This is a genomic window from Psychrobacter sp. WY6 (assembly GCF_018448495.1).
Lineage (GTDB): Bacteria > Pseudomonadota > Gammaproteobacteria > Pseudomonadales > Moraxellaceae > Psychrobacter.
Window position 1 is genome coordinate 3,147,792 of sequence record NZ_CP049902.1, and the last position, 24,699, is coordinate 3,172,490.

The following is a 24,699-nucleotide window of genomic DNA, read 5'->3' on the forward strand; positions in this document are numbered from 1 at the left end:
TTATACCGTCAATTCATCGCGCCAACTGTGATCAATCAGCTGGCGCGATTTTTTATTGGTCTTATTTTAATACCTCAATAGAACTTATAAACGTGTACGCTCGTGTGGCTCATTAAAATCAAGCACTGGACCAATAGGAATGATACGCGTGGGATTGATATTGGCATGGCTAGTATAATAATGCTGCTTAATATGCTCGATGCTTACCGTCTCTGCAATACCTCGCACTTGATATAAATCACGCAAATAACCCCAAAGATTGGGATAATCAACAATACGGCGAATATTACATTTAAAGTGTCCGACATATACCGCATCAAAACGCACCAGCGTAGTAAACAAGCGCCAATCCGCCTCAGTAATCGTATTACCTAGCAAATAACGCTGGTCTGTCAAACGTGCCTCTAGCGTCTCTAATACATCGAATAGCTCCGTCACCGCTTCTTCATAAGCCTCTTGTGTGGTCGAAAATCCTGCTTTATAAACGCCATTATTGACCGTAGAATAAACGAGCTCATTAACTGCATTAATTTCTGCTAACTCGGTTGGTAAAAAATTACCTGCTAGTGCCCCAACCTCATCAAAAGCTGAGTTAAACATACGAATGATCTCAGAGGACTCATTACTGACGATGGTATTGGTTTTTTTGTCCCATAATACGGGCACCGTCACCCGTCCTGTATAGTCAGGCTTTGCCGCCGTATAAATCTCATATAAGTAATTAGCATTTACAATAGGATCAGCAATCACGCCCTCGCCCTCTGCAAACGTCCAGCCCTTATCGCCCATAAATGGATGCACCACTGACAGCGAAATCAGGTCTTGCAAACGCTTTAGCTGACGGTAAATAATGGTACGATGTGCCCAAGGACATGCAAGCGAGATATAAATGATAGCGATCAGCTTCGGCTTTAAAACCGCCAACACCTGATGAGCCTGCGCTGCCATCGACCGTGACCCAATTTCTAAAACCGGCATCTTCTCGCTCAAAACGTCCACCGCTCGCCTCTGTGTCATACCATTTGTCTTGCCATTGACCATCAACCAATAGACCCATAACACTCTCCTCAACATTCTATTTTGATATAACTTTTGTGAAATATGCATACTGTGAAGTCATTATCACTATCCTCACTTTATTTTGAGAATGATACCAGTTATATACTGCCTAGCTATTAGGATTTGTAGTTCTACTGACAATAAAAAATAAACCAATTTCAATCACTATTTAATATAACTACATAAAAAAATATTAAAAGTCACTTAATATAAAGTGTGATAATCATTATTATGCTAATAAAAAATTTATTAGAAATAAAGCTTGCAAAGTCTCAAAAACTTGATAGAATACTCAACCTAAATAGGCGTATAGCTCAGTTGGTTAGAGCGCTACCTTGACATGGTAGAGGTCAGCAGTTCGAATCTGCTTATGCCTACCAAATATTTAGAAAGCCCCAGTTTAACGACTGGGGCTTTTTTTCCGTAAAATATGGGCTGTAGCGGAAAATCTTTACTCGTAACACTCTGTAATCATCACTACTTAGGCTCTTTTAAACTGCTCAAAAAAACGACGGTGACCAAATGGTGACCAAAACGTGACTAGCTTCCAAAAACTCTTCAATTAAAAACTCGCTTTTTGACCTCTACTTCAAATTTTAGATTAATGTCTATTTCTTTCTATCCTCTGCCTCAATCTCTGTTACATATTCAAAAATATCTCCTACCCCTACTTCTAAATATTCACAAAGCTTATCTATCGTATCGAAATCAATTCTTGATGACTGATCATTATATCTTATGCAAAGTTGTTTTGCTAACACCTGTCGCTCGCACTGCATCCGCTACTTTTAGCCTTCTTTCAGCTAACAAAGTGGGAAGATGGTTAACTATCATCCTAAAAACTCCAACTATAGTTATAAAAAGTACTTGCATAGTTATAAATATGTGTTAAATTACAACTATGGTATTCAAAAGTACCATTATAATTAAACTTTATATAAGGAACTCATTATGTCACATACTTACCTAACTACCCAAGAGCTTTCTGAGCTTATCAAATACAACCCTCGTACGATACGTAATGAGCTCAAAGATACTGTGCTCATCGAAGGAATTCATTATATACGCCCATTCGGGGGTCGTAAGATCTTATATGTCTGGGAAGAAATCGAAAAAGATATGCGTACTGGTGTCGCCGGTAGCATCAACGCTATGGCACTACAATAAGGAGAAATATCATGGCTAGTATCAGAAGTAGATATAACAAGTTAGTGGTCGACTTTCGCTATATGAATAAACGTTGTAGGGAGACGACAAACCTTACAGACACGCCAGCTAATCGCAAAAAGCTTGAGAAGGTAATTGAACAGATGGAGGCAGAAATCACCCTAGGCATCTTTAGCTATGCTAAGTATTTTCCGAAAAGTGATAAAGCAGCAGAAATGGTCGCGTTAAACGATCGTAAGGAATGTATTAATACTAACGTTCCTTCTTTTAAGCAGTTTGCAACACTATGGTTTTCTGAAAAAGAAATTGAGTGGCGCGATACCTACAAACGTAAAATACAGGAGATTATTGATATGTATTTAATTCCTGAGTTTGGGACTAGACCCATTCATCTCATAAAAAAGACAGATGTATTAGCCTTCCGTTCATCGCTCGCCAAAGTAACGTACGGAAAAGCTAACAAACATCTGTCAGCGGCACGCATCAATTCGATAATGGTACCTTTAGGTATGATACTAAAAGAAGCCGCGAAACGCTATAAGTTTGATAACCCTTATGATGACATTAAGTCGCTCAAAGAGCCAAAGACTGATATCCAGCCATTTACACTGGAGGAGGTCTGGAAATTCATCAATGGTGTAAGAGCTGACTATCGTAATTATTATTTAGTACGTTTCTTTACTGGTATGCGTACGAGTGAGATTGATGGATTAACGTGGGAGAATATTGACTTTAATCGTCGTGAGATTGTGATCAAGCAGGCGCTGGTTAAAGGGAAAATAGTTCCTCCTAAGACGCAAGAGTCTTATAGAGCGATTCAAATGTCACCTTGGGTTTTTGATGCTTTAAAAGAACAACAGGCAATCACTTATAAGCGCTCAGATTATGTGTTTTGTGCCCATACTGGTTCGCCGCTTGATTATAACAATATCAATAAACAAGTATGGCATCCCACGCTGAGGCTTTTAGGACTCAAGACACGCAACGCTTATCAGACAAGACACACGGCAGCAACGCTTTGGTTAGCTGCTGGTGAGAGTCCTGAGTGGATAGCCAGCCAAATGGGACACTCTACGACTAAGATGCTATTCAATACATATAGTCGTTATGTACCAAATATGACCCGTCAAGATGGCAGCGCTTTTGAGGCATTGGTCAATCGGAGTCAGATTGCTCAAGCATCTACTGACAAGGAGAAGGCACAATGAAAGTTATTAATTACGATGAACTATTTGCGGACTTGAAACCTAGTGGCTACGTCAGCGAGGATGCTAATGGTATTGCTAACACTTTGATTTGTGAGCTCTATATTCAGTCAGGTGTTGGTTTGGCTCGTTTCTTAAGTGTTGATCGTTGCTTTGATAATCATATGGCTATGCGCGTATGGGTACAAAAGCGCTTAGATGCTAATAGTGGGTATGTGGTTGATGACATGTATCAAAAGCTTCAGGGTGAGCTTTATGAGCTATTGCCGCAGCATGGCTCATGGCTGTGACTACTAACGAGGAGAATACTATGAGTGTAAAATTTTTCTTCGACTCAAATGTAGATGATGCGGCAAAGCTTTTATGCCATGAATATTGGTCATATGTTTCACCCAGTAATTATATTCGTCATCTGAATAAGCTTTGCTATGACTATGATGTAAGTCCTAAGGATTTGTTTACTAACCTTGCAAAATGTCAGGCCTATTTAGATGAGATTCATTGTGAGTACTGCGGTCTTGGTTACCGTCTAGATGTGCCAGCGGATATTTCGTATATAAAAAAGCAGGAATTCTGGTTTTGTGATGGCTGTATTAACTTTTCGGGAGGTCAGCTTATTGTAGGTAGGTAAATACTTGAGATTACTTTATAACCAGAGAGCCTAGGCTGTCTGGTTATCTGTTTTTAGAAGTTTAGATGAGTAATATATAAGTTCACTATCATACAGAATAAGAAAAATTAATTTATAATGAGTAAATCATGGAAAACTTTAATACTAATAATCAAACTGATACAACGGATCTAAATGCTTTACGCATGCCTCGGATGTTAACATTGAAAGAGGCTATCTACTTCACTGGGTTAAGTAGCACAAGGATTTATGAGATGTTAGACAAGAAGTCTAATCGCTATGATACCACCTTCCCAATTCAGGTTAAGCTATTAAAAGGTCGTGTGGCATGGGTAGAAAGTGAAATTGCTCAGTGATTAGGTAAAAAATAGCTGCGAGAGTTCACTAAGCAGTAAGCAGTTATATGTAAATAAGCCACTTCGAGTGGCTTATTTTGTATAGTGTTATACTGTATTCAGTTTTATAATTGCGTTATCGAACTATTGGCATAATTAGATGACCAACCCATCTAATTTATAAATCAGGCTCGTACGACTATTAACCTGATTTTTCTCATACATATTTCTTAAATGCTTTTTTACAGTATTAGGGCGTGTTGAACATTCATAATTTCAGCCAGATATAGGCACAAGCGAGAGCCACTGTGTTCTCATAACTTTGTTTGAGCTTATCAAATCTAGTTGCAACCGCCCTGTAGTTTTTTAACTTAGCAAAAGCATTTTCTACTAAGTGTCGAGCCTTGTACAAGTGCCAGTCCATATGGTTATTGGTGAACTTAGTATTCTGTTTTCTAGGAATATTATTGAAGCAACCCGCTTGTTCAATATGGTCTCGCAGCGGATCAGAATCATAGCCCTTATCGGCACATAGCATGTCTGTACCACTTAAATTAATCTTATCAACTAAGTCTGGAGCCACCTTTACATCGTGAGTCGTGCCATCTGATAAGATAAAAGTAATAGGGTTGCCGTGAGCATCAACCGCCAAATGAATCTTGGTGGCGCGTCCTGCCACACTTTTACTAATGGCTTGTTCCACCTCATTGCTACCATTACTGTGCTGATGCGCTTTAATGTGTGTGCCATCGATAAATACCCATTCACAGTCTGAGTCTTTAATTAATAAAGCGAACAGTGCAATCAGTTTATTGCTACGAAACCAGCGCTGATAAGCCTTATAGACGGTATTAGGCTTACCAAAGTAAGGTGGCAGATCACGCCAAGGACAGCCAACACGCATACGATATAATACGCCTTCGACTGTTTGTCTAAGATTCCCTTTGTCATAGATATTAAGTTCTAGTAATATAGGTCTTAGTCTTGTCCAGTGTTGATCTTTGAGCATTGTACGAGGCATAGCAAACGATGTCTTTTTTGTGTGAGAACTTAAAGACTAACCGTTTGCTATTTTTTTGCCATCATTTTATTCTCAATGTTCAACACGCCCTAATAGTAATGTACAATTGGTCGGCAATTTCTATATTTGAGCATCCTTTTGTTACAAGTCGATAAACTTCCAATTCTCTCGTGGAAAGAATGGGCTGAAGATCTCTAGTCGGATTAACTAACATTTTAACCGTTGCATTCTCTTTTATCCGCATTGAATTCTTTACTAAGTGCTGCAAATGCGTGGATAGTGTTTGCAATATTTTCTTATCTTTTCGAGTAAAGAGTCTCTCCCCTTTAAACCTTACAAATCCAATGCCTGCATAAATAGTAGTAGCCGTAGAAAGGTACATCACCATTTGATCTATTATCTCGTGTCGCTCTATAAAGTGATTGTAAGAGGAGTTTGCCAACTCCTTTTGGGTTGTCACCTCCCCAATTCTATACACCGAATCTTTGCTACTTCCTAAGTTACGCAAGTGCTTTTTAGGGTGCATCACATCGTTTGTTCTATGAATTTCTTTATAATCAAACATCATTTGGTCGCTAAAATTATAGAACTTTAAACTATGCATATTACCTTCTTCATCTGCATGCCAAAGTAATGAGCGATCAAACTTAAAAAGCTTGGAAAGTAACGATTGAATATTTCTGTAATCGTATAGTGAGCTATTGATAAAACTTAAAATATTTTGATAGTCCGTTTTTGTTAAGTTCATAATTCCTTTTCCTTGTTGCTCTAGTCCCACAAAACCTCTTCCTTGTCGAAGGTGCTCTTAATCAGTCTAGACTAAAAAATTATCCTTTTGTAATATACAACAGTTTGATTATTTGGAATGATAAGACTAACAATCACGTTACAAACAACGAAACAAGGAAGTGAAATGAAAACTACAGGTTTTATCTACGATGAAAGCTATTTCTGGCACGATAATGGTTCAGGCGCACTGCATTTAGCCTCTGGCGGTTACGTGCAAAGTCACACATATGGAGAAGATCCTGAAACGAAGAGACGTTTTAAGAACTTGATGGATATTTGTGGTTTGACTCCTCAATTACAGTCAATAGCTCCACAACGCGCTACAAGAGAAGATATCGAGCTATTCCACCTGCCAAATTATGTTGATAAAGTAAAAGAATTAAGTGACGCGAACGGTGGTGATGCAGGACAGATTGCTATTGTAGGTAGAGGCTCTTATGAAATTGCTCTCCTATCTGCAGGTGGAGCAATGACCGCTGTAGAATCTGTTATGGATGGAGACGTTCAAAACGTTTACGCATTAACAAGACCGCCTGGCCATCATGCTGAAGCACAAGAAGGAATGGGGTTTTGCTTATTCAATAACGTAGCAATCGCAGCAAAGCATGCTAAACGAAAGTATAACTTAGAGCGCATTCTCGTGCTTGATTGGGATGTTCACCATGGTAATGGTACAGAACAGGCATTTTACGAGGATGACAGCACACTATTTATCTCCCTGCATCAAGATAACTTATTTCCTGCCGAGCGTGGTCACATTGAACATACAGGTAAAGACAAAGGTGAAGGCTATAACGTCAACATTCCATTGCCAGCTGGTACAGGAAATGCTGGATATCTAAATGCATTTGAAAAGATTGTTGGTCCGATTGTTGATCAATTTAAACCTGAGCTCATTATCGTATCCGCAGGACAAGATCCCAATTTCTTTGATCCATTGGCACGAATGATGGTGACATCAGGAGGCTTCAGACGTTTTGCAGAATTTATGAAAAATCTTGCAGAAAAACATTGTGACGGTCGTTTAGTACTATGTCATGAAGGTGGATATAGTGCAGCATATGTTCCTTTCTGCTCATTGGCTATCGTTGAAGCAATTAGTGGTATTAAAACCGATGTAGAAGATCCATTTATGGAAGGTTTTGGTGTCCCAGTTGAAACACTGTTCCCTCATGAAGATGCAGCTGTTCAGGCAGTTATAGAACAGCAGTCAAAATATTGGAAGTTTAAATAAATTAGCTCTTAACGCCTTTTAGTGATTATAACTAGAAGGCGTTTCCTTTTCTGTATCCAACTACTCAAATCTCAAAGTAGTTTATTTTTAAAGTATTCTATAACTAGTTAAAACCCCAAACCTACTCATTCAAATACAGCTCAGCCATCCTATCAAGTCTAGCCTTCACCTCTTTCCAGTTCGGCATCACTTGCGTTAGTAAACGCCAAAAGTGCTCGCTATGATTATGCTCAGCTATATGACACAGCTCATGCAGTATCACATAATCAATGCACTCCTTTGGCGCTTTTACCAAATGCGGATTAAGTATTAAATTGCCTTTCGTTGAGCAGCTTCCCCACTGCTTTTTCATAGTCATAAGTCTAAATGATGGCGTACCTGTGACCCATGATGCTTTAGGTAGTACCGCATCTAGTCGCTCTGCAAAGATAAGCTTGGCTTTATCTTGGTACCATTTATCAATAAGGCTTTTTACGAGAGTAGCTCGTTCATCCAAGTCTAATTCAGCATCACTTTGCGATAATTCTACATTCAACTGACCACGACTCAGCTTTACACTAGGTTCAGTCTCAGAGTTAATGATCACTTTTAAGACATAACGACGACCCAGATAAAACTGAGTCTCACCGCTGACATAACGCTTGGGCAATACATGATCTTTTTGCTTGGCAAAGTCTTGTAGGCTTTGCCATATCCAGCGCGCACGCTTCATCATAGCATCATGGATCATCTCCTCTGTAGCATCGATAGGCGCTGTGGCGACCACACGCTGATCAGGATGTACCTTGATAACAATTTTACGAGGTTGTCTTGATTTACTGGGTTTGGTCTTTTCGCTAATAAGCGTGTCGCTTTTAGACTTGCCTGTTGTTTTGTTATAAGTTGCGTCTTTACGCACTACTTCATAATGGATCTTATCTTCACCATAATAAAAGTCGCCATTCTCAGTCATTATCTACTACCCTCTTGCTGCTCGTGGGCTACTTGACTCTCTCGACAGCCCAAGTCGGGTAATCTTTAGCACGGCTTCAATAAGCTGTTGCGCTTTATCGATACCCAAGTCAGCAAACAACATTGGCAATAAACGTCTATTAATCGCATTTTCAATTTCACTGGCATTGATGGAATATTCAGCTACATTGGTTTTAACCACCTCATCAATCTCAAAGGCGTAAGCGACCAGCTTGTCGTTATCTAGCTCTTTATCCGCTAAGAAGTCAGCGTCAAATAAGTGCTTAAACAAACCAAAGTAAGCCTGAGCATGTTTGTTTAATTTGCCACTATCATCGATAAAGTCATTCGGTACATCAGCGACATCGCGGTCTTTGACGGCTTGCTCAAAGTCAGCAAACATCATGTATTGCTTCACGGGTGCATCGAACATTGCTCTGGCTTCTTCAATGGCTTTTTTTAGCTTAGAGAAGTACTCTTGCGCATACGGATCATCCGCCAAATCTTGCTCAATCATTTTAGTGACACGACCGGTGATTTTATCGGTTTGGTTACGGGCTTCATCATCACTCAGCTCTTCGGGCTTAACATCCTTACCTAAATTGCCGACTAAGTAAGCCCCTTTTGCTTCCTTCACCTCAAGCCCTGCAATGTGCTTATCGAGTAAGCTGCGAATATCCGCTTCGTACTCATCGTAATCGATAGTCTCATCAGCGTCTTCACGCACTTGCTTACGTAGGTTAATAAAGGCTTTTAGATCGGCTTTGTAGCGGTCACGCTTGCTATCGAATGATTTATCTTCAAAGAAGGACGCTGACTGCAAAGCAATTTTCATGGCGTTAGAAAACTCGGTCAAGGCCGCATAAAAGTCGTCACGCGCTTTAAGCTTGGTATCGACTACCCTGCCGTCGATCTCTTGCATCTTAGGTGCAAGCACCTGCCTTAAAGCTTGTCCGTCTTGCTTATTTTTCACTGATGAGAAGATCGCCCACAGCTCGTTATGCAGTCTTGGTAGCTGTTTGTACTCGGTATCCATAGCGTTATACAGACCTTTGAGGTCTTCGATATCAAAGCCACCTTGCGTACGTTCCGCTAAGTCTTGGTATTTCTCAATGGTGATATCCAGCTCTTTTAAGATGCCACGATAATCAATCAGATAACCAAAGCGTTTTTTCTCATGTAAGCGGTTCACCCGCGCAATCGCCTGAATAAGGTTGTGCTGCTTTAAAGGCTTATCGATATACAGTACGGTGTTTTTTGGCTCATCAAAGCCCGTTAATAGCTTATCAACAACGATCATAATGTCAGGGCCATCATCGGTACTAAAGGCTTCTATAATGGCTTTGGTATAGGCTTTTTCATCACCGCCGAAGTCCGCGGCAACATTATCTTGCCACCAGTTTTGTACGATGTCTTTTGATTCGCCATCGACGGTATCATGCCCTTCACGGGTATCAGGCGGTGACATGGCTACCACTGAAGTCACTTTGCCAATCTTATCTAAAGCGATCTTATAGCGAACGGCTGAGGCTTTAGAATCACAAGCCAGTTGACCTTTTAGATGCTGCTGTTTAAAGTTTTGGAAGTGATCAGAGATGTCATGAGCGATGAGCTCAATACGACCTTCAACCTGATAGATTTGACCTTTTTGGGAGAACTTACGTTTGAGGTCACTCTTCTGATCATCGGTAAGCTTTTGGGTGATACGGTCAAACCAAGCATCAATGGCTTGATCATTGGTATTGAGCTCAGGGATACGCTCTTCGTATAACAGTGGCGTAACGGTTTTATCTTTGACCGCTTGCTGCATGGTGTAAGAGTGAATGATGCTGCCGAATTTGTTTTCGGTCTTATCATCCTTTAACAGTGGCGTACCAGTAAAGGCAATAAAGGCAGCATTCGGCAGAGCCTGGCTCATGCGAATATTATTCTCACCGTTTTGGCTGCGGTGACCTTCATCGACCATGACGATGATGTTTGGGCTGTCGTTATAGCATTCATCATACTTAACGGCTGAGCCAAATTTATTAATGATGGAGAAGATAACGCGCTCATTACCGTGACCGATTTGCTGTGCTAGGCGGCGACCAGAGGTTGCCATCGCCTCCGATTTATCTCTATCACTAAGTACGCCACCTGAGGCAAAGGTTTGACTAAGCTGAGTTTCCAAATCAACCCGGTCAGTGACCACAATAACACGGCACTTCGCGAGCTCTTCTAACCAAATCAAAGCTTTAGAGAAAAACACCATAGTGAAAGATTTGCCACTACCTGTGGTATGCCAAATAACACCGCCTTGCCGACTACCCGACTTACCATCAGGGCCGTCAAAGGTGCTGATACGTTCAATCAGGGCTTTGATACCAAAGACTTGCTGATAACGGGCAACAATTTTGCCAGCCTTTTTATCAAACAAGGTAAACATGCGCGTCATCTCAAGCAAACGCTCAGGCTGTAATAAGCTAATGATAAGGCGGTCTTGATCAGTGACGACGAGATCGCCAGCATTAATCAGCGATAAGTATTCTTTTTTAGCAGAGGCAGGACGATGATCAAATAGATTATTAAGCTGCTCATCAGTAAGCGCTTGGTTTTTTAGACGGTTAAATTCAGGCTCTTGGATGTCTTCTTCGACCCATTTTGCCCAGAACTTTTCAGGCGTACCGCAAGTCGCATACAGTCCGTCATGACCATTAACCACCAGTAATAATTGACTATAGGCAAACAGATGCGGGATTTCTGTTTGATGTTGATTGCGAATATGCTGGGATACCGCTTGGGAATTGGTCGATTGCCACTCTCTACTAGAGTCAGGGCGTTTGGCTTCAATCACTGTCAGTGGTAGACCATTCACAAAGCAGACGATATCAGGTCTACGGCTGTTCGTCGTACCCTCGCTATTCTGTACTACCAGCTCTTCGGTAAAGTGGAAGCTATTGTTATCGATATGATTCCAATCTATCAAGCTGATGGTTTGCGAGGTTCTTTTGCCGTCGATAAACTCGGTCACGGTCACGCCATAGAGCATGGCGTTATAGAGCGCCTCGTTAGCGAGCTGTAGCCCTAAGTTCATCGCTGGGTTTAGCTCATGCATGATCTTATCAATGGCACTGTCTGACAAATAATGCGGCTTGCCTTCAAACATAAAAGTTTGCTTAGCTAAGAACGCACGCATGATAGGTAATAACACCACTTGACTAGTAGCTTTGTTAGCACTCGCCTGATTAGCTAGCAGCTTACTGCTACGCATGGCGTTGCATTGGCTAGGTGGTATAAACTGATAGCCTAGTGTAGTGAGCAAGGTTAAGGCAGGGATTTTTGAACTAAATTCTTCTGCGAAGTTGATGGCTCTATTAGAGGTTATTTCCATAATGGGTGCTCTCTCCAGTTTTCAGGTAAACCCATTGCTGAGCGCCATTTTCTTTCGACAGCTAATGGCTCTAGTAGATTATTCACTTCTACTGCCCAATCATCTCCGTTACCAGTCGCTCTCAACAAGTGACGTAACATTAACAAGACATAGAATATCCTGTCATTTCTTGGTGTCATTGGTGGTAACCAATTTGCGTCTCTGGTTCTATCTGGTTTTATCGCTAATGAACGATTCCATAATCGACTATGATGCGCACAAACATTTCTGACGTAAGTCAAAGTATGCAACCAATCGCCAAGCTTTTTGATGAAGATTAAAGTGATTAGCAATCAGCTTCTTATCTTCAACCCCTTGCGCTTGATTATTGATTAATCCCCTGTATCCAAAAGATAATGCACCTAACGATATTACCTCTGTAAGCATCCAAATAGGAATAGTTGGGAAACCTATATATTTTGAACTAAAATGTTCAATAAAGTCATCCGTTGACCTCTCTACTTCATTCTCAATTTTTCCAAGCCATTTCTGATGATTAAATTTATTATGGAAATTGGCACTATTGGTATATCCAAAAGCGCCATACTTATGACCCATTTGATAAGTAAATTGAGTTCTAACTGCGATTTCAACACGTTCGATAGCATCAAGGATCAAAGAGCGTAACTTACGGTCAAATTCATATAGAGATACGACTTCATTGAAGTTTGTTCCATTCTGAAATTGGCTAGTGACGAATTTTTGATCATTGCGAATTCGAAAGGGATACCAATAGCCGCTTAAACGATAATAGCTAATACTGGCTAACTTGGATTCGGCAAGGTTTTTGTCTTCAAAAAACATGCCTTTTTTCTCAAGACGTGCAATCTGCTGTGCAAAGGTAAGAGGAGGTTTGACATAGGTAACTAACATTTATTAGCTACCTTATAAGAAGGAATTTCAGACAAAGAAAAACCGCCAAGGTTGCGCGTTACCCAGAGGGCACTAAGCGTGACGGTTATGTTGCGTACATTATACGGCGTATTGACACTTCTGTCAATACATGCATTCAGACAACACTTTCGCATCTTTTCCAAAAGACAATTCCCCAACTATTTAAAATTAATGCTCGGGTTAAAACTAGTACACAGATTCAGTTTTTTTATTCTATATTTTATCGGTGCGTAAAATGCATCTTACGCCTCTGGACGAATAAAGACTGACACAGGAATACCATTCATGTTTTTACTCAAGTCGTTCTCTATACCGGATTAGCGATAAAGCCTTCAGGATCGTAAACAAAACAAATAATCCGTTTGCAATCTGGATGTACCTGATATCGTTGCGAGTCAATAATAAGTTGTTCGCCAACTTCTTTCGCTCTAAGCGTTTTATTTTACGGCTTTTTTTGAGCTCTATAATAATTTGTTCTTTCTTCAATAAGAAGTCAGTTCGAGAAGCCGCACCAGCATAACTTGGCGTATACTCTTCAGGTCGAACATCATCAAAATACAACTTCAACAAGGCATGAATAAATCTTGTACGTCATATTCATCATTTATATTGAGAGTATTTCTATTGCTATACCTATGACTTAACTGTCGACATACTTGATGAAACCGGTTCATAATACGTTCAATATTTTCATTAGCGCTTACGACAGTATTTATATTTTTATCAGTTCATCCCCAGTACTCTGTTATTTCATCATCATAGATTTTAAGAATGTAACTGAAGAACTTAAAACCTCATCACTATTATCTAAGACTAATAATAAATCCATTTCAGTGATACTTGAAAGAGAATAATTAAGGTTTTCAAATTCTTTTATATGATGCGAGTCAATACCAAATATATTCCTAATGGCAGCGTCCGCATCTCTTTTCCACTTGACTATTAGTTGAGAATTACCTGTCTTAAACTCAAGTGCATTTGCTCTATCAACAAGCGAACTTAATTTAGAAATTGCGTTAGACTTTTCCATCACACAACCTCCCCATCAACCACCACCCGCTTCTTACCCGTCAACAAAACCTGCATCAGCGCCTTTTTCTCTTGGTGCAAATCAGCTAATTGCTGCTCAAGCAACTCAATCTCTTTATCGGCATTGGTTAACACGGTGGCGATTTTTTGTTGTTCAAGTAGAGCTGGAACTTTAATCTTTATAACTTTTATAATTGTGGCACTTAAGTTAGGTTGTCCACCTTGAACCAGTAGTAACGCTTTCAACATTTCAACTTCAAGTAAATAGAACAAAAACAAGTTATGGAATTCTTCTTTTGGCTCTAATGCTAAAACTGCTTGATTTACAGTTGCACTATCTAGCATATTCAAAGCTACTTTCCCCGCTGTTGCGCCATACATAGCAACAAGAATACTTCCATTCTTAACAATTTTTGCGGAAGAATTTTGGAGTCCCAGCTCTGTTATATATTCATTTACAGAATCAACAAATCGTTTAATTTCCCAGAAGTAATCCACGGTATACTGCCATTGTAATACTCCTTTGTTCTAGAGGGTGTTCCACCTGAAAAGCATTTTGAAGTAGAGCCTATACTGAACTCTTCCCACTCACCATCAAACCTTTTTCCCGACTCATCAAGCAAACGCTTTTTACCCGTCAGCAACTGCTGCATCAAGGCTTTTTTCTGCTGGGTACTATTGTCAATCAGACGCTCAGTGGTGCTAATTGCTTTATCCCAAGTAGATAGGATTTTGGCGATTTTTTGTTGTTCTGGAAGTGGTGGAATACCAATTTTAAGATTAAGAAACTCACCTTTAGTAATATTTTTCATTGAGCCACTTGTACCAGTCGCTAAATTTGACAACGTATATCTAACTGGTTCAGATGCCAATACGTAGCTTAACCACTTCATATTGGCATCAGGTTTTGGAATAGTTTGCCATAATTTATCGGGTAAAAATAATTCAGGATAATCGGAGTTTATATAAGCACTAGCTCCTACTAAACTTTCTGTATTACTTCTACTAATTATAATTTGAGATTTTCTAGGATTAATTTTTGCTCTATCGAGTTCATCTTCTCTTTCAATAACTTTAACTGCATGTGGATTAAATGTCCCATAAGTAACGGCACTAACTCTTAAAACACCCTTCTCACCATCCAGTAATTGGCGATCTTCAGCGTTTACACTTACACCAGATTCTAAACCATTTAATAAATCTTCTACTCGACCATCCGTCCATCCATTAGGCACCATAACCCAACTCCTTTAAATACCCTGCCATCTCAGCTTCTAGAGCATCTAATTCAGCTTTTAACTCAAGACGCTCAGTACGCACCGCGTCCAGATCAATCTCCGCCTCTTCCTCAAAGGTATCGACATAGCGTGGAATATTTAGGTTAAAGTCGTTTTCTGCTATCTCATCAAAGCTTGCTAGATAAGCGTATTTATCAACGCTTTCTCGCGCCTTATAAGTCTCAATGACCTTGTTAATATTATCCTCAGTGAGCTGGTTTTGATTCTTACCCGATTTAAACTCATTACTGGCATCGATAAACAGGACTGTGTCATCAGACTTATTCTTTTTAAACAATAAAAGCGCTGGTATACCCTACCAAAGAACAGCTTTTCTGGTAAGCCAATCACCGTATCGAGCAGGTTTTCCTCAATCAGTTGCTGACGGATTTTGCCTTCACTAGACGCACGGAACAGCACGCCATGCGGTACGACCACACCCATTCTGCCAGTGCTAGGTTTCAGCGTTTCAATCATATGACTGATAAAGGCATAGTCGCCCTTAGTCTTGGGTGGTACACCGCGATGGAAGCGACCGTAGGGATCGCTGCTGGCATCTTCATGACCCCATTTATCCAGTGAAAACGGCGGGTTGGCCGTCACCACATCGAACTGTAATAAGGGTGCCGTCTTTGTCCAGTAGCAGCGGATTACGGATGGTATCGCCCCACTCGATACGGTGGTTGTCCTCACCGTGTAGGAACATATTCATCTTAGCCAGTGCCCATGTCGAGCCAATGGCTTCTTGACCGTATAGCGCATACTTCTTAGAATTTGAGTTTTTGCGTACCATCGCCCCGCACTTAATGAGTAGCGACCCTGAACCGCAGGCTGGATCACAGATTTCATCGCCCTCAACAGGCTCAAGAATAGTCGCCAGCAAATTTGATACTTCTGGCGGTGTATAGAACTCACCAGCCGTCGCCCCACTACTGGCGGCAAAGTGTTTGATTAAATACTCGTAAGCATTGCCAATCACATCCAAGCTACCAACGCGTTCAACGCTTAAGTTGAGATATCTTTGCCAAAGTCTTCTAATAAGTGGCGAAGTAGCTCGTTCTTTTGCTTTTCTTGCCCTAATTTATCCGTATTAAAGCTGATATCTTGGAAGACGTTTTTGAGCTTAGTGCCGTTGGCTTCTTCAATCGCATGTAGCGCCTCGTCGATACGTTGACCGTTGCCCGGCTGATGACGCTGCTCGTATAGATCCCAAAAGCTGGCGCCCTCAGGTAAGACAAAACGCTGCTTCGACATCATGGCGTGGATCAGCTCAGGGTTGTCGCCGAATTGTTCGACCAGCTTGTTGTACTCATCTTTATAAACGTCAGACAGATACTTCAAAAACAGCATGGTTAAGATAAAGTCTTTATAGGTATCGGCGCTGATGACCCCACGGAAGGTGTCACAGGCGTTCCAGACGGCTTTATTGATGTCGTCTTGATTGATTTGGCTGGTTGTTTATCAGACATTACTGGTATTTCCTTAAGCGGATATATACTATTGAATAGTTTTATAGTTAATTGCTTTGATTTATGGCGCAAGTGCAGAGGCGTAGGTAGCATTGTTAATAGTCACTTTAGCGAGAGGTCTATAGTCTGAATCCATATAGGAATACACCATCGTGAAGTTATTAGCTTTCATAAACGTCTCAGAGATAAAGTAATCTTCGCAGATTTCACGCAAATTTTGCTTTGATGCAAGATCTTGCTTAACCATAGCTCTATCTTCTGCGTCAAAAGGGATTGTATAGCGGTAATTAGTGTAAGAATGATAAGGCGTCATCATCAAACCATTTATTTCAATAAAACGATTGAAGCTCATCGGTAATGATTTCGCATAAGTTTCTGTGACCATAGTAAAGAAGGTGGTGGCTAACTCGACATCTGTATAGACGTAATTATCATCAACGATACCTAACTCATTTAAGCCTTTATCTATATCAGACTCTGCAAAAGCAGCTCCTGCTACTGTCATGCTCACTAATATTATCAATAATTTTTTCATTATCATTTACTTATTATTGGCTTTACTGGTTTTTTGATTAATTGGTTTGATAATGATAGCAGGGTCTACAATGTTTGGCAGATGTGATTACTTTTAAATTCTATTATATGAGTTGTATAAGGAAACTAGACAGTATCGCGAAGTTAATTAATACTAAAACTGAGGTTAACTTTCAAATAATAAACCACTCTTTTTCTATCCTAAAATTGCATATCAATCTGCATCAGGCATCTAAGCTCTGTACCCTACTATTCAGCCAATACACTGTTTTAGCTCCATTTTTCATCCCTAAGCCATTGTTGTAAATTACTTTTCTACTCACCCCGCCCCACACCTACCAACTCTAGTTAGTTCCTGAAGCACTTCAAAAATAATTATCATAAATTCTCTCCAAAAAACACTCAAAATACAATCTGGCGTCACGTACTGTCGTGTGTTTCATCATTTTGCTTCAAATCTTAGTAAAGTGGGTTTCAATTGTTGATCAGTCCTCGTAAGGTATGAGTGGAGGTCAATAAACGAGGCGTATCGACCAATTCACCAACTCGTTATCTTAGTGGGGAGTACAACATGAAATCACTGTCGATCGCCAAACTACAGACGACAACAGTTATTATTTATCCAGACATTGTTGACTTGTTTGCTATTTATACCTGTCATATCAGACCGTTTATTACTGAAGCATTTAAGCTTGAGCAAAGCGCTGTGTGGACTAAAACCACATTGTTCATCAAAGAAGACAAAAGATGGTTTTTAGTCAATAATTTTGAGCTTTTTCAACTTATTAAAAGCCATGATGTTAATTTTAATGTACTAAGACAAGAAGTGCTTGTGAGATACATTTCAAAGAATCAGTTTGAGTTTGACCTCTGTTTTTATGAGCTAATCGAGCTCATCGCTCAGCATAACAAGAAGCTAGATATCAAGCTTATTTACAGACATTTAAAAAATATTTTAGATAAACAGATGAACCAACAGTTATTTGGCAAAAATATCTTTGCCGTTACTACATTTTGCCAGCTTATCAATATCACTGAGCAGACCTATCATGCAAGGCGTTCTAAGGAAGTATCATCATGACTCAAAATAATGACACCTCTCCCAGTCAGAAACAATGGCTGTCTGCTAAGACTATTGATTACTTAAAGAGTGATGAAAGATTTGTTTACCCAGAAGCTGCCGTATATCTATCCCACCATCGTTATTGCAGTGCATGAAGATTATGAGCGCGCTAATAATTCTATTCAATATTTGCTAGAAGGGGTTGTAACGGCATTACAGGCCAGACCAGTTGCCAATCAGTATATGCAGATCAATCGCACTGATTTGGCACAAAAACCACTGCTGATGCAGCTGCTGATCCTAATGCAGGATATCGTCACCAAACAACAACTAGGTCACTCATTGCAACAGCTAGTTTGGTTATCCATAGCGATGCACACCGCAGCTTTACTTATCGTTCAAGATAAAAAAACCCATACCAACAATGTACTAATGCAATTTAAGATGGCGCGGTTTTCAGCTTCTCCTAGGCGCAAATGGCTTTGGCAGGCACTTCCTGATATCGCCCAAACTGAGATGAGTATAGAGCGTATATTATCGGTATTTAATAGTCTATTAAAGCAGCAACAAAGCGCGCTTGCAGCGCTAAACAATAGCCAAGCTACTCATACCGAGGAAGTGGCAAAGGCTGAATCTGACACAAAAGCAAAGCTGAGCCAAATAGATAAAATAATGACCGCCTATCAACACGCACACAATTTACATGCACCAAAACCTAAGCGTAAGAAGCCACCAAAAAAAATAAAGTTAAGCCTATAAACTTATCTGATAACAAACCGATATACCCGTCTGACCCTGATGCGACGACCCATAACTGGGATAGTACGCATAGTAAGGATAATTGGGAAAGCACACGTGATGATATAGAGCAAAGCGCTGTCACCATAGATCTAGCATTTTTAGAGGCTAATACCGAAACCTATGAAGGGTTAACTACCAGCTTTGAAGAGCGCATTGACCACTTTGAGGCGCCCTACTTTAGCTATGGTGAATATCCAGACCCATTCATCAAAAAGTCCATACCGCTACAAACTATCGACTTATCGCTACAGCAAAACTATATGTCTCAGCGCGATCTTGCGCTCAACTCCAACACGCGATTACTCTCCCTTGCCGGCTACCAAGCACTATTTGCTGCGCTAAACCAAGATGCAAGCACATTACCGGAATCAGAGACTCATAAAACTTGTTCGGGTATTTTACTGTTATCTATGATTACCGGACTGCCAGTTAAGTCCTTACTGATACCCGGCTATATTGGTCATCCTGGTATTTTCAGCCTTAATGATAAAAGAGTTTACATCAAACACAGCCTTGGTATTACTAAGCGGTCTGATAGCCAAACGTTAACAAAGGAGGATTATGAAAATCATTCCGATACTATCAAAATCCCACTGCCATCGTGGCTAATAGATAATCTGCTTGCTTGCGAGTTGCCTGTAAAGGAAGATTTTACCTCATATCTTGCCAACCTACGTAACCATCTTGGACTGCCCTATCTGTCCGTCAATCGTGTAGAGACCGCACTACATGTCGTGCTCTCTCGTTATACGCCTGATTGTCATGCGCACATTGCCGATATCATTTGCCGCACGCCAGCGCCACATGCTCCAGCGATGTACTACAGCAGCCACACCAGTGAGATGATCATTGCTCACTATAAATCAGCGCTAAGCGTATTTAGCAGCTTAAGTAGTTTTGACTTAACTTATCACTCCTTGGCATAAATATACCGTAGGCTCAGGGTTTGCGCTCAAACTTGAGAGCGTTCACGCCATCATGAAGGAGATGAGAGTCTGGGCAGACCAAAGTATAAATGAAGAGGATCACTTCAATCGAACCAGTATTTTTGTCTGGTTTGTATTCTGTCTTCTAACTGGAGTGCGACCAAATAATGGCCTTGGTAAAACGTACAATATCGATCTCGAGATGGGTTGGCTGGTCATCAACGACAAGCCAGTTAAAAAAGTCAAAAGTGATCGTCTAATCCCGCTATGCCCTACCCTTGTAAAACATTTAGCAGTTTATAGAGATTACTTGATTGATTATCAGGCTAAGCATCAGTCAAATCATGTCATCAGCGCCACCATTGACGATATTCGCTTAGGTAACGATGAGGCTTTATTGAAACTATTGTCTGAACGTGCTCCTACTTTTAACGCCCCTATTCTCAAGGATATTAAGCGCGGTGATGCTTATCATATGACCAAACACATCATTGATGCTAACCCTTATTGGACACGCCACTTTGTCCGTACTCAACTTGAAAAGCTTGGCGTTTCCTTATCGCTAATTAACACGGTTATTGGTCATGAAAAAGCTCGTCAAGAAGTGTTGGGGCGCTGCTCATCGAGTAGTAAAGCAGATATTAAGCGTGTAGCATCCGCGTTTGAGCAGATCGCTGAACAGCTAGGGCTAACCGACTTAAAAATCAACCACTACCCTAATTCAAATCATGTAGGCATAAGCCCCGCAGAGGTAGACCATGCTAATAGATAAGTTACGTTTACCAAGAATTACTGATGACTTAGCTAAGTTTGATGGTAGAAAAAAGCGCTACGTGCCTTACCCGTCCATACTCAAAGACAGTGACCCGATAAGGAAACGTGAGATACAGCTACTTGCCGATTTACAGACCAAGTGGGATTCCTTGCAAAAAGTCTATCTTGGCAATATCAGATTTATAAAGTCTTTTAATAAACATTACCGACAAGTGCTTTGGTCAAGTGATCGCACCTTTTTGGCTTTACAGAGCCCTACTAGTTATGCTGATGAATTATGGTTGCCACAGAGCCAAGTGATAGGTCAGTTTCAACGTGGCTTTAATGAGCAACTACGACCTTTATCTAACGAAGGGTTCGATAAGTTTCAAACTATCGTTCAGGATGAGATTGCTCAAGCCTATAAGTCAACCAAGACACTAAAACAAGCATGGCAAACAGTTAGTCAGTTTATAGATTATCAAAACCAACATTATATGCTTGCTGAGTACAGTTATCCTAAGATCATCGCGCCGCAGCCCACAAAAGTTAATCCACTGATTATAAATGCAGCTTGGGTCAAAAATGGTAAGTCGCTGGTCAAAATTATACATGCAGTGCAGAATCACTGGAGCCAAACAACCGATTACAGCCAAGAGCAGATCTTAGGTTGGCTGGTATTCTCAGGTATTGTATACGGTGGTATCAATGAAGTGCAGATGCTTCAAGGGTGGCTTGCCTCTTTACTTAACAAGGAATATCAGCCGTTTATCAATGAAAGAATAGTGGTCTCGCCGCGCTTCATCCAAAAGCGCTATGGTAATGAGCGTGAAGAGAGTAGTGACGAGCTTTATAACACCAAACAAATCGTTGTGGATGTGGTCAGTCAATGCTGGCTGATGCGTTACCATCAAAAGAGCAGTCAAGAAGAGATAAAACATACGCTTGCCAATCTTTCTAAAGATAAGATTGGGCAATACCTGACAAGCACTCTATCGGAGGTGACCGAGCCTTTAAATATTAAACCACCACCTTTATCACGATTTTTATATTACGCCAGTTATTATTGGGAGATGCTAGATGGCGCTGATATTGATAATGCCTCGGTAGGAGTCATGCGAGGCATACACAACACCGCCGGACTAATGACTAAAGATTTTGATCGTTTTTTGCATCAAGACTATAAGTATAAAGAAACCCTTTACGATCTAGAGCAGGTTTTAACGCTATCTATCAATGCAAACCCTAATTCTAGAAAGGAAACACTAAGCAGTTCCTCTAAAAGAGCAAAAGTGAGGAAATCTGATTTAATCATAAATCTCACTAAAGATTTTAAACTGGACGAAGAGCAAAAAAAGAAAAGACCAAGCCATACGCCGCTTACTCTTATTGAAAGAGTGCAAAAATGCTGCGAGCAATATACCGACATGAGCGAGGCTATTTTATTACAATGGGCACTAAGTTTACTTTGCCGAGAAAAACCACCTGCTAACCAAACCGTTTTGAAATACATTAGAACCATAGGCTATGAATGGCTATACTTCACAATGGCACAGCCGCTCCATATCTGGTCAGAGGAAGAGTTTGAGGTCCATTACGATGATATTTTAGAATACAAAGCAGTCGTACGCGGTAACACCGATCTTGTTTATTCTGCTTCTTTGCTTCAGCGTATACATGATTTTGCTAAGGATAAGTATGACCTGCCTCCAGTAACTATTCAACAGTCCAAAAACGGTCGGCGGGTACGTGCGGAGCTGATATCACCTCAAGCTTATCGAGCCATTATTACGCAGATATTAGGGTCTGTAGATATATTGGAGCGGGAAATGTTCGCGCTCTTATTCATATTGGTCTATCGTACTGGCATGCGCAAAAAAGAGCTGCTGGGACTTAAGTATAACGATATCGAAGGTCTAAAAGCAGCTGCACCTTCATTGGTAATCAGACCTAATAGCTACCGCTCAACCAAAACTCAAAGCAGCATTCGCCGCGTTCCCCTATTTGCCCTTCTAAAGCCTGACGAGTTAAATCTTTTTATCAATTTTGTACAAAGCAATATCGGCAATAACTCTAATAAGTTTATCTTTACCTTGTCATCTGATCAGCGCCCTATCGATGATCATGTCCCCCTACAGTTACTCAAACAAGTCTTAAAAGACATCTCGGCAGATGATAATGTGGCAACGCATACCTTTCACGGATTTAGGCATACGGCGGTGAGCAACTTATCGTTAGTGCTATTAGGTCATCCTGATCTGGTTCAGTCATTAACCAATTATGATAACAGCGATGTATTACGTATCAAACAGGGCTTACTCGGCGAGCATACCGATGAACAAGATCGCTGGTACGCTTTGTCCGGCATGATGGGACATCTGTCACCGCAGCGTAGCTTTGAATATTACAACCACTTTGCTACCCTTATGGCCACTTATGCTTTAAGCCTCTCTGATATAAGACTACCTAAACAAACACTATTTAGTATTACCAAATTTACTAAACTTACCGAAAGAATGATCAATGATAACGGCGACATTAATGATAACGGTATGGTCAGTATGCCCAGTATCCGTAAGCTTTTATTCAAAAGTATTATAGAAGGCAAACGCAAGTCACCGCGATTTACAGTCGAAAATCCTGCTAAGTATTTTTTATTAAACCCGGAGCCATTAGCCACTGACGAACTGTTCGGACGCTATGGTTTAAACCGAATACAACTATTATTACAGACCTCTGATGAAAAAACCTCCTTAAATAAAGTGGCACAGCTGGCAAATATTTCTATGCACGATGCAGGGGTTTTAATAAAACGTGCAAGAGAGGTTGCCGCCATTACCACCAAACGCGGTAAGCCCCGCTTTGTAAAACCAACAGATTTAGAGACTACTGCTTTAAGTCCGCTAAGTATTCAATACCAAAGTGATCTGAGATTGCTATCACCCCTATTAAGCAACGCTTATCGGCTACGAGAAAAATCAGAGCCTGACTGGACTTGGTTCCTTGGTATATGCCGTCAGAAACTGTCTAATAGCAGAGCCTCTATATCATTTGTAAGAAAAGAGAAAAAAGAATTAGTGCGTTTTTTGCGTATCGCTAAAGAACTGCTACCTTTGAAGCATTGGCTGATGAGCAGTAACGAAGCAGTTCTAGTGAAAACCAAGTCATCTGCTGATTACCTAGATATCAAGCAGCATTCTAATGACTCAATAAATACTATCCATATCGGTATTGCTAGCCGAGATCATAGAAGTCTGATGAATAAATGGCAGTTCTCGCCGCTGCTACGATTTTTTGTACACATGATGCTCATCACTGATGAAACCCTGCCTATTGTTAATAATGAGTCTTAGAAAGTTTGCTGACTATAATTATAAAGTAAAATGAATTATCTCAATTTAATTCTATGCTCTGTAGCGACCCCATGTATTTTAAACTCAGTAAACCGGCTATCAGTAGTTGGATAGTCGGGGTTGAGCGCTATCAGTTGCGTATATTCCTGCCCCAACGTTTCATCAAAGCCGCAGTCTCGCCATTTGCGTAGCATCACTTGATCGGCATCGTCGGTTGCAAGCACATAGTCGCCTGGCGCGGGAGTCAAACTTGGATTGAGGAGAATCAAGTTTTTTGGCTGAAATACAGGTTGCATGCTGTCATCTTCTATAATAATCCAATAAGCATTTTCGTCGCTTCTTTTTACTGATGGCTCAAATTCATCAGTCGTAACTTGTTCTCCCTTCAACACTTTTTCTATTTGTCCGTAATGATATATAGGGTACATACATAACTGATTTATATTTGGTGGTATAGCACATTCCTTGCTTTCAGCAACCATCTTTCCCTTACCCGTAGATAACCATTCCGCGTTCACACCTGTACATATCGCCATTTCAACCAACTTGGTTGAGCTATTGTTTCTACCGTTTTCTAAATCTGAGATGGCTCCTTGTTTTGCATCAATGGCTTTAGCCAGATCCAATTGCGTCATCCCTGCGTATTTCCGTGCTTTTTTTAATCTCTCACCTATTGTGTCTATCATGAACTGTCTCTTTAAGATACTTGTGGGTTCATTATGGTAAAAATTAATAACGTTTTAGCGTTGTTAAAATAACGTAATAACGTTATTATGGTTGTTGTTTAATCTAGCTTTAT

General features: G+C 40.4%; 25 protein-coding genes, 1 tRNA gene and 4 pseudogenes. 12 read left to right on the plus strand and 18 right to left on the minus strand.

Annotated elements, in window-relative coordinates:
- Window positions 1–84 precede the first annotated feature (84 nt).
- Window positions 85–1,057, minus strand: a pseudogene (locus tag G7Y90_RS15770) (glutathione S-transferase family protein).
- 305 nt (window positions 1,058–1,362) lie between these two features.
- Here G7Y90_RS15770 and G7Y90_RS15775 point away from each other — a divergent pair.
- A tRNA-Val gene (locus G7Y90_RS15775) sits at window positions 1,363–1,439 on the plus strand.
- Window positions 1,440–1,667: 228 nt separating this feature from the next.
- On the opposite strand, the pseudogene G7Y90_RS15780 reads toward G7Y90_RS15775, so the two are convergent.
- Window positions 1,668–1,893, minus strand: a pseudogene (locus G7Y90_RS15780) (helix-turn-helix domain-containing protein).
- Between the two features lie 117 nt (window positions 1,894–2,010).
- On the opposite strand from G7Y90_RS15780, the gene G7Y90_RS15785 reads away from it, so the two are divergent.
- The 5 genes from G7Y90_RS15785 to G7Y90_RS15805 all read left to right on the plus strand — a co-directional run bounded on the left by G7Y90_RS15785 (window position 2,011) and on the right by G7Y90_RS15805 (window position 4,418).
- Complete coding sequence (locus tag G7Y90_RS15785) at window positions 2,011–2,226, plus strand: hypothetical protein (RefSeq protein ID WP_058025596.1); 216 nt, start codon at window positions 2,011–2,013, stop codon at window positions 2,224–2,226.
- 11 nt (window positions 2,227–2,237) lie between these two features.
- On the plus strand, window positions 2,238–3,434 hold the full coding sequence (locus tag G7Y90_RS15790; protein ID WP_250162857.1) for an Arm DNA-binding domain-containing protein: 1,197 nt from the start codon (window positions 2,238–2,240) through the stop codon (window positions 3,432–3,434).
- Window positions 3,431–3,721 (plus strand): hypothetical protein, encoded by a 291-nt coding sequence (locus G7Y90_RS15795; RefSeq protein ID WP_250162858.1) that lies wholly within the window; start codon window positions 3,431–3,433, stop codon window positions 3,719–3,721. The genes G7Y90_RS15790 and G7Y90_RS15795 overlap by 4 nt, the downstream gene beginning before the upstream one ends.
- Before the next feature lie 20 nt (window positions 3,722–3,741).
- Window positions 3,742–4,062: a hypothetical protein gene (locus G7Y90_RS15800; RefSeq protein ID WP_250162859.1), complete on the plus strand. Its 321-nt coding sequence runs from the start codon at window positions 3,742–3,744 to the stop codon at window positions 4,060–4,062.
- Between the two features lie 185 nt (window positions 4,063–4,247).
- Entirely contained in the window at window positions 4,248–4,418 is a 171-nt protein-coding gene (locus G7Y90_RS15805) for a helix-turn-helix transcriptional regulator (protein WP_250162860.1), read from the plus strand.
- A gap of 247 nt (window positions 4,419–4,665) precedes the next feature.
- Here the strand turns inward: G7Y90_RS15805 and G7Y90_RS15810 are convergent, their stop codons facing one another.
- Both G7Y90_RS15810 and G7Y90_RS15815 read right to left on the minus strand, forming a co-directional pair.
- Entirely contained in the window at window positions 4,666–5,418 is a 753-nt protein-coding gene (locus G7Y90_RS15810; protein WP_193217037.1) for an IS5 family transposase, read from the minus strand.
- A gap of 79 nt (window positions 5,419–5,497) precedes the next feature.
- Window positions 5,498–6,196 carry a helix-turn-helix transcriptional regulator gene (locus tag G7Y90_RS15815; RefSeq protein ID WP_250162861.1) on the minus strand — a complete coding sequence of 233 codons (699 nt, stop codon included), beginning with the start codon at window positions 6,194–6,196 and terminating at the stop codon, window positions 5,498–5,500.
- A 135-nt stretch (window positions 6,197–6,331) separates the two neighbouring features.
- On the opposite strand from G7Y90_RS15815, the gene G7Y90_RS15820 reads away from it, so the two are divergent.
- Window positions 6,332–7,441, plus strand: coding sequence for a histone deacetylase-like amidohydrolase (locus G7Y90_RS15820; RefSeq protein WP_250162862.1), 1,110 nt, complete (start codon window positions 6,332–6,334; stop codon window positions 7,439–7,441).
- A 121-nt stretch (window positions 7,442–7,562) separates the two neighbouring features.
- Here the strand turns inward: G7Y90_RS15820 and G7Y90_RS15825 are convergent, their stop codons facing one another.
- The 13 genes and pseudogenes from G7Y90_RS15825 to G7Y90_RS15870 all read right to left on the minus strand — a co-directional run bounded on the left by G7Y90_RS15825 (window position 7,563) and on the right by G7Y90_RS15870 (window position 17,005).
- Entirely contained in the window at window positions 7,563–8,393 is an 831-nt protein-coding gene (locus tag G7Y90_RS15825) for a M48 family metallopeptidase (RefSeq protein ID WP_250162863.1), read from the minus strand.
- 6 nt (window positions 8,394–8,399) lie between these two features.
- A complete protein-coding gene (locus tag G7Y90_RS15830; RefSeq protein ID WP_250162864.1) occupies window positions 8,400–11,762 on the minus strand; it encodes a type I restriction endonuclease subunit R in 3,363 nt (1,120 codons plus the stop codon).
- A complete protein-coding gene (locus G7Y90_RS19315) occupies window positions 11,753–12,094 on the minus strand; it encodes an Abi family protein (RefSeq protein WP_502937369.1) in 342 nt (113 codons plus the stop codon). The genes G7Y90_RS15830 and G7Y90_RS19315 overlap by 10 nt, the downstream gene beginning before the upstream one ends.
- A complete protein-coding gene (locus G7Y90_RS15840) occupies window positions 12,009–12,674 on the minus strand; it encodes an Abi family protein (protein ID WP_250162866.1) in 666 nt (221 codons plus the stop codon). Before G7Y90_RS15840 ends, G7Y90_RS19315 begins: the two co-directional genes overlap by 86 nt.
- Window positions 12,675–13,002: 328 nt before the next feature.
- A pseudogene (locus G7Y90_RS19320) lies at window positions 13,003–13,369 on the minus strand (PD-(D/E)XK nuclease domain-containing protein).
- Window positions 13,370–13,440: 71 nt separating this feature from the next.
- A complete protein-coding gene (locus G7Y90_RS15850) occupies window positions 13,441–13,728 on the minus strand; it encodes a hypothetical protein (protein WP_250162868.1) in 288 nt (95 codons plus the stop codon).
- Complete coding sequence (locus tag G7Y90_RS15855; protein ID WP_250162869.1) at window positions 13,725–14,222, minus strand: restriction endonuclease subunit S; 498 nt, start codon at window positions 14,220–14,222, stop codon at window positions 13,725–13,727. The genes G7Y90_RS15850 and G7Y90_RS15855 overlap by 4 nt, the downstream gene beginning before the upstream one ends.
- Window positions 14,180–14,962 (minus strand): restriction endonuclease subunit S, encoded by a 783-nt coding sequence (locus G7Y90_RS15860; RefSeq protein WP_250162870.1) that lies wholly within the window; start codon window positions 14,960–14,962, stop codon window positions 14,180–14,182. The genes G7Y90_RS15855 and G7Y90_RS15860 overlap by 43 nt, the downstream gene beginning before the upstream one ends.
- Window positions 14,952–15,299 (minus strand): N-6 DNA methylase, encoded by a 348-nt coding sequence (locus tag G7Y90_RS19325; RefSeq protein ID WP_502937370.1) that lies wholly within the window; start codon window positions 15,297–15,299, stop codon window positions 14,952–14,954. The genes G7Y90_RS15860 and G7Y90_RS19325 overlap by 11 nt, the downstream gene beginning before the upstream one ends.
- Window positions 15,300–15,379: 80 nt before the next feature.
- A pseudogene (locus G7Y90_RS19330) lies at window positions 15,380–15,607 on the minus strand (HsdM family class I SAM-dependent methyltransferase); the annotation flags it as partial.
- The gene (locus G7Y90_RS19335) at window positions 15,573–15,980 is read right to left on the minus strand and encodes an HsdM family class I SAM-dependent methyltransferase (RefSeq protein ID WP_502937443.1); all 408 of its coding nucleotides are present in this window, start codon (window positions 15,978–15,980) and stop codon (window positions 15,573–15,575) included. The gene G7Y90_RS19335 and the pseudogene G7Y90_RS19330, both read right to left, overlap by 35 nt.
- A 26-nt stretch (window positions 15,981–16,006) precedes the next feature.
- Window positions 16,007–16,447, minus strand: coding sequence for a type I restriction-modification system subunit M N-terminal domain-containing protein (locus G7Y90_RS19340; protein ID WP_502937444.1), 441 nt, complete (start codon window positions 16,445–16,447; stop codon window positions 16,007–16,009).
- Between the two features lie 84 nt (window positions 16,448–16,531).
- On the minus strand, window positions 16,532–17,005 hold the full coding sequence (locus G7Y90_RS15870) for a hypothetical protein (protein WP_250162871.1): 474 nt from the start codon (window positions 17,003–17,005) through the stop codon (window positions 16,532–16,534).
- Between the two features lie 570 nt (window positions 17,006–17,575).
- Here G7Y90_RS15870 and G7Y90_RS15875 point away from each other — a divergent pair.
- From G7Y90_RS15875 to G7Y90_RS15895, 5 genes are all read left to right on the plus strand, one after another.
- Window positions 17,576–18,085, plus strand: coding sequence for a hypothetical protein (locus G7Y90_RS15875; protein ID WP_250162872.1), 510 nt, complete (start codon window positions 17,576–17,578; stop codon window positions 18,083–18,085).
- A gap of 72 nt (window positions 18,086–18,157) precedes the next feature.
- A complete protein-coding gene (locus tag G7Y90_RS15880) occupies window positions 18,158–18,826 on the plus strand; it encodes a hypothetical protein (RefSeq protein WP_250162873.1) in 669 nt (222 codons plus the stop codon).
- Between the two features lie 302 nt (window positions 18,827–19,128).
- Entirely contained in the window at window positions 19,129–19,794 is a 666-nt protein-coding gene (locus G7Y90_RS15885) for a hypothetical protein (RefSeq protein ID WP_250162874.1), read from the plus strand.
- Window positions 19,795–19,996: 202 nt separating this feature from the next.
- The gene (locus tag G7Y90_RS15890) at window positions 19,997–20,566 is read left to right on the plus strand and encodes a site-specific integrase (protein WP_250162875.1); all 570 of its coding nucleotides are present in this window, start codon (window positions 19,997–19,999) and stop codon (window positions 20,564–20,566) included.
- Window positions 20,553–23,900, plus strand: a complete 3,348-nt coding sequence (locus tag G7Y90_RS15895) for a tyrosine-type recombinase/integrase (RefSeq protein ID WP_250162876.1) — start codon at window positions 20,553–20,555, stop codon at window positions 23,898–23,900. Before G7Y90_RS15890 ends, G7Y90_RS15895 begins: the two co-directional genes overlap by 14 nt.
- Window positions 23,901–23,935: 35 nt before the next feature.
- On the opposite strand, the gene G7Y90_RS15900 is transcribed toward G7Y90_RS15895, so the two are convergent.
- A complete protein-coding gene (locus tag G7Y90_RS15900) occupies window positions 23,936–24,586 on the minus strand; it encodes a LexA family transcriptional regulator (RefSeq protein ID WP_250162877.1) in 651 nt (216 codons plus the stop codon).
- Window positions 24,587–24,699: the final 113 nt, after the last annotated feature.

What these genes read in the sequence shown, in the direction of transcription:
- G7Y90_RS15785 (WP_058025596.1), top strand. Translation starts at nt 2,011, where the DNA reads ATGTCACATACTTACCTAACTACCCAAGAGCTTTCTGAGCTTATCAAA.
- G7Y90_RS15790 (WP_250162857.1), top strand. Translation starts at nt 2,238, where the DNA reads ATGGCTAGTATCAGAAGTAGATATAACAAGTTAGTGGTCGACTTTCGC.
- G7Y90_RS15795 (WP_250162858.1), top strand. Translation starts at nt 3,431, where the DNA reads ATGAAAGTTATTAATTACGATGAACTATTTGCGGACTTGAAACCTAGT.
- G7Y90_RS15800 (WP_250162859.1), top strand. Translation starts at nt 3,742, where the DNA reads ATGAGTGTAAAATTTTTCTTCGACTCAAATGTAGATGATGCGGCAAAG.
- G7Y90_RS15805 (WP_250162860.1), top strand. Translation starts at nt 4,248, where the DNA reads ATGCCTCGGATGTTAACATTGAAAGAGGCTATCTACTTCACTGGGTTA.
- G7Y90_RS15810 (WP_193217037.1), bottom strand. Translation starts at nt 5,418, where the DNA reads ATGCCTCGTACAATGCTCAAAGATCAACACTGGACAAGACTAAGACCT.
- G7Y90_RS15820 (WP_250162862.1), top strand. Translation starts at nt 6,332, where the DNA reads ATGAAAACTACAGGTTTTATCTACGATGAAAGCTATTTCTGGCACGAT.
- G7Y90_RS15825 (WP_250162863.1), bottom strand. Translation starts at nt 8,393, where the DNA reads ATGACTGAGAATGGCGACTTTTATTATGGTGAAGATAAGATCCATTAT.
- G7Y90_RS15830 (WP_250162864.1), bottom strand. Translation starts at nt 11,762, where the DNA reads ATGGAAATAACCTCTAATAGAGCCATCAACTTCGCAGAAGAATTTAGT.
- G7Y90_RS15840 (WP_250162866.1), bottom strand. Translation starts at nt 12,674, where the DNA reads ATGTTAGTTACCTATGTCAAACCTCCTCTTACCTTTGCACAGCAGATT.
- G7Y90_RS15860 (WP_250162870.1), bottom strand. Translation starts at nt 14,962, where the DNA reads ATGGTGCCTAATGGATGGACGGATGGTCGAGTAGAAGATTTATTAAAT.
- G7Y90_RS15870 (WP_250162871.1), bottom strand. Translation starts at nt 17,005, where the DNA reads ATGAAAAAATTATTGATAATATTAGTGAGCATGACAGTAGCAGGAGCT.
- G7Y90_RS15875 (WP_250162872.1), top strand. Translation starts at nt 17,576, where the DNA reads ATGAAATCACTGTCGATCGCCAAACTACAGACGACAACAGTTATTATT.
- G7Y90_RS15880 (WP_250162873.1), top strand. Translation starts at nt 18,158, where the DNA reads ATGAAAGATTTGTTTACCCAGAAGCTGCCGTATATCTATCCCACCATC.
- G7Y90_RS15885 (WP_250162874.1), top strand. Translation starts at nt 19,129, where the DNA reads ATGTCTCAGCGCGATCTTGCGCTCAACTCCAACACGCGATTACTCTCC.
- G7Y90_RS15890 (WP_250162875.1), top strand. Translation starts at nt 19,997, where the DNA reads ATGGGTTGGCTGGTCATCAACGACAAGCCAGTTAAAAAAGTCAAAAGT.
- G7Y90_RS15895 (WP_250162876.1), top strand. Translation starts at nt 20,553, where the DNA reads ATGCTAATAGATAAGTTACGTTTACCAAGAATTACTGATGACTTAGCT.
- G7Y90_RS15900 (WP_250162877.1), bottom strand. Translation starts at nt 24,586, where the DNA reads ATGATAGACACAATAGGTGAGAGATTAAAAAAAGCACGGAAATACGCA.